This window comes from Chitinophaga sp., assembly GCF_036569125.1.
Lineage (GTDB): Bacteria > Bacteroidota > Bacteroidia > Chitinophagales > Chitinophagaceae > Chitinophaga.
Genome location: NZ_DATCRF010000035.1, coordinates 1 through 11,117 on the forward strand (window position 1 = coordinate 1; position 11,117 = coordinate 11,117).

The following is an 11,117-nucleotide window of genomic DNA, read 5'->3' on the forward strand; positions in this document are numbered from 1 at the left end:
CTTTGCCGCGCAGCTGCACCATTTTAGAGGTTACCCACAGCACATAACCTTCATCCGGCAGGGTATTATCCGGCACAATGGAGATCATGCCGGTAGCCGTTTTGGCCATGGCCTTGTGTAAAGGCATTCATTTCCTGGAACACGTAATCAGTAGCTACCTTGCCTTTCAGCTTGGGCTCAAAAATGTCTTTGAAATCTTTTTCAAAGTCTTTACGAATGATAAATACGATCTTACCAAAACCAGCGCGGATGGCGTCAAAAATAGAATAGTCCACGATGGTTTCACCGCTGGGACCAAACTGCTGGATCTGTTTTAAGCTACCGTACCGGCTTGCCATGCCTGCTGCCAGAATCAATAAAGTAGGTTTCATTTTCTACTGATTAGTTTTTAATTTTCAAATCTTGAACCATAAATATCAGCGTTAAATTTAGTCATTAAAAGTATTTTACGCGTTCTTTTTTAGCGGAAAGCCGAAAGCGCAAAGCATAAAGCAGCAGGCGCAATGCTGAAAGCGGAAAGCAAAAAGCTACCTGCGTTGGGGTTGGGCTTTATACTTTATGCTTATATGAACAAATGGTAAATTTTGCGGAAAGGAGAAAGCGCAAAGCAGAAAGCTGACTGCGTTGGATTGGAGGTGGGGCCTGGGAGGGATATGTGTATAATGAGATGGCAAATTTTAGCGTAAAGCTTGCTGCCCGGGATTAGGCTTTGAGCTTTATGCTTATAAATAGTGGATTTTAGCGAAAAAGCTTACTGCATGAAGGCCTGAGGCTTTACGCTTTATGCTTTATCCTTTATGCTATAAATAGTGGCTTTTAGCGAAAAAGCTTACTGCATGAAGGCCTGAGGCTTTATGCTTTATGCTTTATCCTTTATGCTATAAATAGTGGCTTTTAGCGTAAAGCTTACTGCATGCAGGCTTGGGCTTTACGCTTTATGCTTTTAGCTTTATGCTTATAACAGGAATTTTAAACGGAAGCGAAGGACAAAGCTTTATGCTTTATCCTTTATGCTTTGAGCTTTTATAAACAAATAAACATGAAGAAACTTTTAGTGTTTTCCTGGGCTTTGCTGTGCTGCGTAATCGCCAGCGCACAGCAAACGCCGGCCCTGCAGCTGGTGCCGCAGCCAAAATCCGTTCAAACCACGGCGGGTACTTTTTCCTTTTCCAAACAAACCCGCATTCTTTATGGGGATGATGAGGCTAAAAAAGTAGCCGACCTGCTGAATGTTTTTTTAAAGGCCAACAACGGCATTACCCTGCCTATGAACAAGGCCATGGCCAAAACGGCTACCGGCATGATCTCCATTGTGCCGGATAATACCCTGCCGGATGAAGGTTATGTGCTGTGGGTAACCTCTAAAATGGTGCAGCTGCGCGGCAAAGGCGCCGGCCTGTTCTATGGCCTGCAAACCTTACAGCAGCTGATGCAGGGTGAAGGCGAAGCTGTGACCATACCGAACGTAAAGATCACGGATGCACCACGCTTTGCCTACCGCGGGCTGATGCTGGATGCAGGCCGCTGGTTTTTCCCGGCCGACTATGTAAAACACTTCATTGATGTAATGGCGCAGTATAAGTTCAACCGCTTTCACTGGCACCTTACGGAAGATCAGGGCTGGCACATAGAAATAAAACGCTACCCGCGCCTGCAGGAAATATCATCCAAACGTGCAGAAACCATTGTAGGCCATGCGGCCCGCAGCAATACCTATGATGGTAAGCCCCACGGCGGCTATTACACGCAGGATGAAGTAAGGGATATTGTAAAATATGCGGCAGATCGGCATATTACCATCATCCCCGAAATAGAAATGCCCGGCCATTCGGAAGCTGCGCTGGCGGCCTATCCCAACCTGGGCTGCACCGGCGGGCCGTATAAAGTATCCGGCAAGTGGGGCGTGAATAAGGAGGTGTATTGCGCGGGTAACGACTCCGTATACACGTTCCTGGAAAATGTATTAACAGAGGTGATGGACCTGTTCCCCGGCCAGTACATTCATATTGGCGGCGATGAGTGCCCCAAGGACCGCTGGAAGGAATGCCCCAAATGCCAGAAACGTATGAAGGAACTGGGCTTAAAGGATGAACATGCCCTGCAAAGCTATTTTATACAGCGCATGGAAAAGTTCATTAACAGCAAAGGACGCCGTATCATTGGCTGGGACGAGATCCTGGAAGGCGGCCTGGCGCCCAATGCCACTGTAATGAGCTGGCGGGGCGAGGCAGGCGGTATTGCTGCGGCCAAAGAAAAACATGATGTGATCATGACGCCCAATACCTACCTGTACCTGGATTATTACCAGGGTAACCCGGCTACCGAACCGCTGAACATTGGCGGCTTTTTGCCCCTGCAAACCGTGTATAACTATGAGCCCCTGCCCCCTACCCTTACGGATAACGAGCAGGGATATATTAAAGGCGTGCAGGCCAACCTATGGACGGAGTACCTGCCTACCGGGCAATTGGTGGATTATATGTTATGGCCCCGCGCCCTGGCAGTTGCAGAGATCACCTGGTCGCCGGCTGCTGAAAAGAACTATGATAAATTCTTAGAACGCCTGCCCGCACAGCTGGCCCATATGGACAAAACCGGCGTACCCTTTCGCATACCGGAACCTGTAGGCTTAGAAAATAACGTAACAGCATCTTCCAAAACCAGCATTACCCTGCGGCCATTGGTAGCAGGCGCTAAGATCTATTATACTACTGATGGCAGCGAGCCCACAGAAAGCAGCACGCTTTATAAAGAAACCATCAGCCTTCCTGTACACAAAACGCCTACTGTGCTGAAATGCATAGTGGTAACACCTTCCGGCCGCAAGAGCAGCGTGTACAGCGCTACCTACCTGCGTAAAGATTATGTAGCAGCCGCTAATGTGAACCCTGCCAATAAAGGCATTCGCTTTAATGCCTACAACCGCACTTTCAAAAATGCCCGGCAGGTAAGCGGACAGGCCGACAGCAGCGGTGTGCAGCCCTCGTTTGACCTGCGCCCATTCCTGAAAAAGGATGTTTTCAGCTTAGCGTATGAAGGTTATATAAAAGTGGATGCGGATGGTGTATATGAGTTTAACCTGAAGTGTGATGATGGCGGCGTATTGTACATTGATGATGACCTGACCATAGATAATGACGGCGAACATGCACCACAGGATAAAACCGGTATTGTGCCCCTGAAGGCGGGTTTCCACAAAATAAAGGTATTGTACTTTAACGCAGGCGGCGGCGCTGAACTGGGTGTAACTGTGCGTACCAAAACAGGGAATGTGAACTTGAGGAATGCCTTGTTTAATTGATGCTGCGCAGTCCATGGTCGATGGTCCATGGCCTGGTGCGTGGTTGATATTTAACGTATAATTGCAGTTTATAGCATGTCACGTGTATACTACTAACGCGAACTATGCTATGGACCATCGACCATGGACCAACTCAAGTATTCAAATATCAAACTTCAACCCATACAACCGGCATGGCTGCCTCCGCAACTGGAGGCAGCCATGCTGCGTTTAGACCTGCTGCACCCGGAGGTATCCGGCAACAAATGGTTTAAGCTGAAACAGAACCTGGAGCAGGCAAAAGCGGCCGGTAAAACGCGCATTGTAACGTTTGGCGGGGCATGGTCAAACCACATAGCTGCTACCGCGGCGGCCTGCAGCTTAGCGGGCCTGCAAAGCACGGGCATTATACGCGGGGAAGCAGCGCCTGCGCTGAGCCTTACCTTACAACAGGCGCAACGCTATGGTATGCAGCTGCATTTTATTAGCCGGGAGGCTTATAAACAAAAGGACCATACCGATTGGGAAGCACAATACCCCGATGGGTTTATAATCCCCGAAGGCGGCCACAATGCAGCTGGTGCAGCCGGGTGTAAGGAAATATTAACCCTGGCGCCCACGCAGCACTTTACACATATCCTATGCCCGGTGGGCACCGGCACTACCCTGGCGGGATTAATTAACAGCGCGCAACCGCAGCAACAGGTATTAGGTGTTGCCGTATTAAAAGGCGCCACCTATCTGCAGCAGGAAGTGGAGGATCTGCTGGAAAGCCCTGCTACTGCCAACTGGGAGCTATTACAGGGATTTCATGGGGGCGGGTATGCCAAAGTGAGCCCGGCACTGATTGACTTTATAAATGACTTTTATACACAAACCGGGGTACCGCTGGATATGATCTATACCGGCAAAATGGTGTGGGGCCTGCAACAGCTGGTGCAGCAGGATTATTTTTCCCAGGGCAGCCGCCTGCTGCTGATACACACCGGTGGTTTACAGGGCAATCTTTCCCTGCCCTCCGGCGTTCTATGCTTTTAATAAAAAGCGCTTCGCTATATTTGGAGCTAATTGTATTTTTGCCAACTTAACAGCCAATCCCTTTTACAGGTCTTCGCATATGCCCGGTGAGTTACCTACCCATCCGGAACTGACTATGCCCGGCGACTGTAAAGGCATTAGGAACAGTAAAGTGGAACTGAACTTGTTTTTTGTTGTATGAAGCAGATCGCGCGTTTATCATTCATAGCATTATTACTCAACATATTTACGCTGTGTGCCTATGCCCAGCAAGCGCCCACCCAGCAGTACACTCCACCGGTGCTGCCGGATTTTATGGCCCTGATCAAAACCGGTAAGATCCAGCTGGAATGGCTGTCGGGTTTTACCAATGTAAAACAGATCGGTATACAGCGCTCGCTGGATAGTGTGCTGAACTTCAACACCATTGCATATGCCTCTTACCCGGCCCAAACCCGGAATGTATACCTGGATACCAAACCTTTACCCGGCAGCAACTACTACCGCCTGTTCATACTGCTGAACACCGGGCGATATATGTACAGCAATACCGTACTGGCCGTTCCGGACAGCACCATCAAGGCCACCCAGAAGCTGGATATGGAAGATGTAAAGGAATTACAGAAAAGCGCTGCCAACGGGGAAAAGGCGCCGGAAAAAGTAGTATGGCACCCCTCCAATACGATCTATACCACAGTAGACGGAAATGTGAACATTAACCTGCCGGATGCTGAAAAAAAGAAATACTCTGTTAAATTCTTTGAAACAGATGGCGGCTTCCTGTTCCAGATAGACCAGGTAAAAGAACCCTTCCTGATATTGGAAAAAGCCATATTCCTGCACTCCGGCTGGTTTAACTTTGAGCTGTATGAGGATGGAAAGCTGAAAGAGAAGTGGAGCTTTTTTATACCGTTGAATTATAGATCGTAGGAGGAGAAATAAGAGCCTGACTAGGGATTCACTAGGGATGGACTAGGGAAAAACATGGGATCTAGTAGGGAAACTCATGAGAAAGACATGGGAAACACATGAGAAAGACTACTTCATTTTCCCCAATAATATACTATGACAACTATTACTATCCTCCCCTTACAAGGGATTGACATTCCCGGCCTCGGCGCCATTAATTTAGGCCAATCCAGATCTGATATTGAGAAAATACTGGGAAAACCCGGCGATCATTCCGATGGCAGCCGGTCGTTTTATGATGACTATGAGTGCAGGATTGATTTTGATAAGGCTGGCATGGTTGAATTTATAGAGTTTATTTACGGCCCTGTTCCTGAAAGAACACAGCTATCGCTCTATGGGATCGATCCTTTTCAGATGGGCGCTGACAATCTTCTGGCCCTGCTTTCAGAAAAAAATCAGGGTCCGGTAGATGACTCTGAAGCGGAGTACTGCTACTGTTTTGTCAATATTTCAGTGGGTGTTTGGCGGGAATTCACGGAAAAAGACGTGCAGGAAAGCATTGCTGACATGAAAGAGAGCGGCGAATATGAAGACAACAAGGAATTACTTGATGAAGACCTTGAAAAAGCCCGGCACTTCTGGACCATTGGAATTGGCACCCCGGGCTATTATACAATAAGTTAGGTCATGGGCATTACACCTTAACCATCAGCTCCGCACCAAATACTTCTCCGAAGTGCTTTTGCAGCCGGATCTTTACCTCCTCTACCGGTACCGGGCGGCCCAGTTCCTCGTGCATGGAGGCTACCTTTTTATCGGTGATGCCGCAGGGTATAATATGATTAAAATAACTAAGGTCTGTATTTACATTCAGCGCAAAGCCGTGCATGGTTACCCAGCGACTGCAGCGCACGCCCATAGCGCATATTTTACGGGCATTGGCCGGGTCTTCCGGCGATAGCCATACCCCGGTTTCGCCTTTGGAGCGGCCGGCAGTGATGCCGTAATCAGCCAGGGTTAAAATGATCACTTCTTCCAGGGAGCGCAGGTAGCGGCCCAGGTCTGTAAAAAAGTATTCCAGGTCCAGGATGGGGTAGCCTACTACCTGGCCCGGACCATGAAAGGTAATATCCCCACCGCGGTTGGTGGGTACAAAGGCAATAGCCTTCTCCTTCATCTGCTGCTCGTTAATGAGCAGGTTCTCTATATGGCCGCTTTTACCCAGGGTATATACAGGCGGGTGTTCGCAAAAAAGCAGGTGATGGATAGTAGCGGGCGGGGTAGCTGCCGCGGCGCGGCTGGCATCCAGCTTAATACGCACATTCTGTTGTAACAGGTTTTCCTGGTAGTCCCAGGCTTGTTGATAATCGATCAGGCCTAAATCATCTACATTGATCTGTTGTTTCATGCTGCAAATTTACGCTGGATTTACCGGATTTGGAGAAAGAGGGCAAGAGGGAGGGTGAGGGAAGAGAGCATGCTGCATGCAAATTACGGTGGATTTACCGGATTGGGTGAGCGAGGCAGGGCAGCGGATCAGGATGGCATGCTGAGACGCACTGTGATGGCAGATAAGGTAAGGGCAGCGCCAAACAACAGCCAGGTGCGCGAAAATAGCCGTACTTTTGCAAAAATTTTAAAGCACACATGGCGGAAGTATTACCGGAACTGGAAGATGAACTGGACAACGGGGAAGGCAGTGAGGAGCTGTACGAACGGGTGAACATACAGGTTGATAAAGGCCAGGAGCCCCTGCGCATCGATAAATTCCTGATGAACCGGGTAGAGGGCGCTACGCGCAATAAGATCCAACAGGCCTGTGAAAGCAGCATGGTGCTGGTGAATGAAAAACCTATAAAATCCAACTATAAGGTAAAACCCGGCGACCGCATTATTGTGTATTCCAGCAAAAACCCGGAAAGCCTGGAAGTATTGCCGGAAGATATGCCGCTGGATATTGTTTATGAGGATGATGACCTGATGATCATCAATAAACACGCTGGCCTGGTGGTACACCCCGGCTGCGGCAACTATACCGGTACCCTGGTGAACGGGCTGGCCTGGTACCTGGGCGATGAGCATTCCCGCACCGCCGTAATACCGGCAATACCGCGCTTTGGGCTGGTGCACCGCATTGATAAAAATACCAGCGGACTGCTGGTGATAGCCAAATCAGATAAGGCTATGACCGACCTGGCCAAACAGTTCTTTGACCATACCGTACAGCGCCAGTACCTGGCCCTGGTATGGGGCGATTTTGAGGAGGACGAAGGCACCATAGTAGCCCATGTGGGCCGGCACCAGCGCTTCCGCAAGATCATGGATGCCTACCCGGATGGCGAGTATGGCAAGGAAGCTATTACCCATTATAAAGTGCTGGAACGGTTTAATTACGTAACCCTTATTGCCTGCCGGCTGGAAACCGGCCGTACGCACCAGATACGGGTGCATATGCAGCACATAGGACATCCGCTGTTCAATGATGATACCTATGGAGGGAACCGGATCGTGAAAGGAACCATTTTTGCCAAATACAAACAGTTCATAGAAAACTGCTTTGAGATCATTCCCCGCCATGCCCTGCATGCGCGAACCCTGGGTTTTATTCATCCCCGCACCCGGCAACCGATACAATTTGAAAGTCCGTTACCGGATGATTTTAAAAATGTGCTGGAAAAATGGCGGCGGTATGTAGCCGCGCGGCCGCTGGAGGAATAACTTTCTGCAAATAATTCTGATAAAAAAAAGGCAGCCCTGATGGACTCCCGTTTGCGTGTAAACACGCTATTTGCTTCTCTCTTTGTGTCTGCGAAGTTTAATAATACACAGCCCTTCCGGGCTGTGTAATGGTATGCAACACATACCATTGCATCTCTCTGAAACAAAAATAATGCAGCTGATATAATTATAGCGCTAATCAGATGTTAATGAAATAAACTTATAATAGCCCCTTGATCTCGCTCAGCTTCAACAGCGCTTCTACCGGTGTTAAGCGGTTAATATCCACATGCTCCAGCATATCACGGATCTGTTTAAAGGTATCGCTATGCGCATCAAAAATGCTCAGCTGCACCTTGGTGGAGTTGGCAATCTGTTTAATGTTATGCTGCAGCGGCGCTTCAATATGTTTTTCTTCCAGCTGCGCCAGCACTTCATTGGCACGGTTCACCAGGGCAGGCGGCATACCGGCCATACGGGCTACATGAATACCAAAGCTATGCCGGCTGCCGCCCGGCGCCAGCTTACGGAGGAAGATCACCTTGTTGCCGGATTCCATATTGGTAATGTGGTAGTTCTTTACCCGGCTATGTTTATTTTCCAGCTCATTCAGCTCGTGATAGTGCGTGGCAAATAATGTTTTGGGTTTATGCGGCGTCATATCATGCAGGTATTCCACAATGCTCCAGGCAATGGAAATACCATCGTAGGTGCTGGTGCCGCGGCCTATTTCATCCAGGATCACCAGGCTGCGGGGCGTAATATTGTTGATGATGCTGGCGGTTTCATTCATCTCCACCATGAAGGTAGACTCTCCACCGCTCAGGTTATCGGAAGCGCCTACACGCGTAAAGATCTTATCTGTTAAACCAATGGTAGCGCTGCTGGCAGGCACAAAGCTACCCATATGCGCCATCAGCGTAATAAGTGCCGTTTGCCGCAGCAGGGCCGATTTACCGCTCATGTTAGGACCGGTAAGGATAATGATCTGCTGTTGCTCCTGATCCAGTAAAATATCGTTGGCCACATAGCTTTCGCCGGCCGGCAGGCCGCGTTCAATTACCGGATGGCGGCCTTCTTTAATATCCAGCTCAAAACCATCTGTAAGCACCGGGCGCCGGTATTTATACTGCAGCGCATTGCATGCAAAACATAACAGGCAATCTATGCGCGCCATGGCTTGTGCATTATGCTGCACGGGTACTATGTATTCCTGTAAAGCCAGCAGCAGGTCATCAAACAGCTGTATTTCCAGGGCCAGTATCTTTTCTTCTGCACCGGTGATCTGCTCTTCATATTCCTTCAGCTCCGGTGTAATGTACCGCTCCGCATTAGCCAGGGTTTGTTTCCGGATCCAGTTGTTGGGTACTTTATTCTTATGGGCATTGGTTACTTCCAGGTAATAGCCGAACACATTGTTAAAGGCCACTTTCAGGGAGGGAATGCCGGTAGCTTCTGATTCTTTTTGCTGGATCTGCAGCAGGTATTCCTTGCCCGAGCTGGCTATCATACGCAGCTTGTCCAGCTCCGGATGCACTCCTTCACGAATGGTGCCGCCTTTATTTACCAGTACCGGCGGCGTATCTGTTACCTGTTGTAAGATGCGGTCCAGTATTGCCGGGCAGGGATCCATTTGTGCGTGCAGGCGTTGCAGGTAGTTATTGCCGGTAGCTGCCAGCAGCTCCTGTATGGCCTGTACCTGCTGCAGGGATTTTGCCAGCTGCATCACTTCCCGGGGATTGATCTTTTTCAGCGGTATTTTAGATACCAGCCTTTCCAGGTCGCCGGCTTGTTTCAGGTGCTGCTGCAGGTTTTTGGTAAGATCGGTTTCTTTAATAAAGTACTCCACTACATCCAGCCGTTCGTTGATCTGTTGCGGATCGCGGAGCGGAAATACCAGCCAGCGTTTCAGCAGGCGGGCGCCCATGGGGCATACGGTATTATCCAGCACATTCAGCAGCGTATGCCCGTTCTCCACGCTGCTGTTCATGAGCTCCAGGTTACGAACGGTAAAGCGGTCCATCCACAAAAAATCATCCTGATCTATACGCTGCAGGCCGGTAATGTGCTGCAGGTGCGGATGTTCTGTATCACGCAGGTAATGCAGGGTAGCGCCTGCAGCAATATGCGCCTCTTCCAGGTCAGCTACGCCAAAGCCTTTCAGGGAGTGCGTACCAAAATGTTTAAGTAATATTTCCTGGCTGTACTGTGTGGTAAAGATCCACTCATCCAGCGTATAGGTATAAAAACGGCTGCCAAAATGCTGGCGGAAATGTTTTTGCTGGGGTTTGGCAAACACTACCTCTGCCGGTTTAAAGCTTTGCAGCAATTTATCAATATATTCCAGGTTGCCCTGTGCTATAAAGAACTCGCCGGTAGAAATATCCAGGAAGGCTACGCCCGTATTATTATTGCCAAAGTGCACGGCGGCCAGGAAGTTGTTGCTGGCATTTTCCAGCAGCTTATCATTTACGGCCACGCCGGGTGTTACCATTTCTGTAACGCCCCGTTTTACAATCCCTTTTACAGATTTGGGATCTTCCAGCTGATCACATACCGCTACCCGGTAGCCGGCTTTTACCAGCTTATGCAGGTAAGTATCCAGCGCATGATGCGGAAAGCCGGCCAGGTCTACATAAGAAGCAGCGCCATTGGCCCTTTTTGTTAATACAATGCCCAGTACCCGTGCAGCGATCACTGCATCCTCGTTAAACGTTTCATAAAAATCGCCCACCCGGAAAAGCAGCACGGCATCCGGATATTTTGCCTTAATGGCATTGTGCTGCTGCATCAATGGGGTTTCTTCTGATTTGCTTTTAGCCATAGGGGGCAAATATAATAAATGTGCCAATGTGCAAATATGCGGATGTGCAGATGGAGTTCACCGTTTATCCACATTCGCTTTCATTCAGTATATATTTGATACATGGATTTTCAAACGGGAGGCACCTGCTTCGCTTTCATTCATTTACACATCTGTACATTTGCATATCTGCACATCCGCACATTCTCCTATCTTTGCGCTCTATGCGTAAACTAACCATGGACGAGTTGGGGCGTAAAACCATCCACCAGTTCAAAGCTGCCGATAAAACGCCGCTGGTGCTGGTGCTGGATAATGTGCGGAGCATGCATAACGTAGGATCGGTTTTCCGTACCGCCGATGCCTTTCTTTTACAGGGCATGGTGC

8 protein-coding genes are annotated in these 11,117 nt (G+C 49.1%); 5 read left to right on the top strand and 3 right to left on the bottom strand.

The features are described from left to right. Positions 1-65: 65 nt before the first annotated feature. Positions 66-371 carry a hypothetical protein gene (locus tag VIM87_RS01155; RefSeq protein ID WP_331995192.1) on the bottom strand — a complete coding sequence of 102 codons (306 nt, stop codon included), beginning with the start codon at positions 369-371 and terminating at the stop codon, positions 66-68. Between the two features lie 668 nt (positions 372-1,039). Between VIM87_RS01155 and VIM87_RS01160 the strand changes: the two genes are divergently transcribed. The 4 genes from VIM87_RS01160 to VIM87_RS01175 all read left to right on the top strand — a co-directional run bounded on the left by VIM87_RS01160 (position 1,040) and on the right by VIM87_RS01175 (position 5,893). Continuing rightward, positions 1,040-3,301, top strand: coding sequence for a family 20 glycosylhydrolase (locus VIM87_RS01160; protein ID WP_331995193.1), 2,262 nt, complete (start codon positions 1,040-1,042; stop codon positions 3,299-3,301). 123 nt (positions 3,302-3,424) lie between these two features. Next, positions 3,425-4,318 carry a 1-aminocyclopropane-1-carboxylate deaminase/D-cysteine desulfhydrase gene (locus VIM87_RS01165; protein ID WP_331995194.1) on the top strand — a complete coding sequence of 298 codons (894 nt, stop codon included), beginning with the start codon at positions 3,425-3,427 and terminating at the stop codon, positions 4,316-4,318. A gap of 177 nt (positions 4,319-4,495) precedes the next feature. After that, on the top strand, positions 4,496-5,227 hold the full coding sequence (locus VIM87_RS01170; RefSeq protein WP_331995195.1) for a hypothetical protein: 732 nt from the start codon (positions 4,496-4,498) through the stop codon (positions 5,225-5,227). A 135-nt stretch (positions 5,228-5,362) separates the two neighbouring features. Then, positions 5,363-5,893: a hypothetical protein gene (locus tag VIM87_RS01175; protein WP_331995196.1), complete on the top strand. Its 531-nt coding sequence runs from the start codon at positions 5,363-5,365 to the stop codon at positions 5,891-5,893. Positions 5,894-5,903: 10 nt separating this feature from the next. On the opposite strand, the gene lipB is transcribed toward VIM87_RS01175, so the two are convergent. Next, positions 5,904-6,617, bottom strand: coding sequence for a lipoyl(octanoyl) transferase LipB (lipB, locus tag VIM87_RS01180; RefSeq protein WP_331995197.1), 714 nt, complete (start codon positions 6,615-6,617; stop codon positions 5,904-5,906). 239 nt (positions 6,618-6,856) lie between these two features. Here lipB and VIM87_RS01185 point away from each other — a divergent pair, with 239 nt between their 5' ends. Next, the gene (locus VIM87_RS01185; RefSeq protein WP_331995198.1) at positions 6,857-7,927 is read left to right on the top strand and encodes an RluA family pseudouridine synthase; all 1,071 of its coding nucleotides are present in this window, start codon (positions 6,857-6,859) and stop codon (positions 7,925-7,927) included. A 220-nt stretch (positions 7,928-8,147) separates the two neighbouring features. Here the strand turns inward: VIM87_RS01185 and mutS are convergent, their stop codons facing one another. Next, positions 8,148-10,751: a DNA mismatch repair protein MutS gene (gene mutS / locus VIM87_RS01190; protein WP_331995199.1), complete on the bottom strand. Its 2,604-nt coding sequence runs from the start codon at positions 10,749-10,751 to the stop codon at positions 8,148-8,150. Between the last annotated feature and the right edge of the window lie 366 nt (positions 10,752-11,117).

Bases quoted from the DNA above. Each gene is read 5' to 3' on its own strand.
- VIM87_RS01155 (WP_331995192.1), bottom strand. From the start codon at position 371: ATGAAACCTACTTTATTGATTCTGGCAGCAGGCATGGCAAGCCGGTAC.
- VIM87_RS01160 (WP_331995193.1), top strand. From the start codon at position 1,040: ATGAAGAAACTTTTAGTGTTTTCCTGGGCTTTGCTGTGCTGCGTAATC.
- VIM87_RS01165 (WP_331995194.1), top strand. From the start codon at position 3,425: ATGGACCAACTCAAGTATTCAAATATCAAACTTCAACCCATACAACCG.
- VIM87_RS01170 (WP_331995195.1), top strand. From the start codon at position 4,496: ATGAAGCAGATCGCGCGTTTATCATTCATAGCATTATTACTCAACATA.
- VIM87_RS01175 (WP_331995196.1), top strand. From the start codon at position 5,363: ATGACAACTATTACTATCCTCCCCTTACAAGGGATTGACATTCCCGGC.
- lipB (WP_331995197.1), bottom strand. From the start codon at position 6,617: ATGAAACAACAGATCAATGTAGATGATTTAGGCCTGATCGATTATCAA.
- VIM87_RS01185 (WP_331995198.1), top strand. From the start codon at position 6,857: ATGGCGGAAGTATTACCGGAACTGGAAGATGAACTGGACAACGGGGAA.
- mutS (WP_331995199.1), bottom strand. From the start codon at position 10,751: ATGGCTAAAAGCAAATCAGAAGAAACCCCATTGATGCAGCAGCACAAT.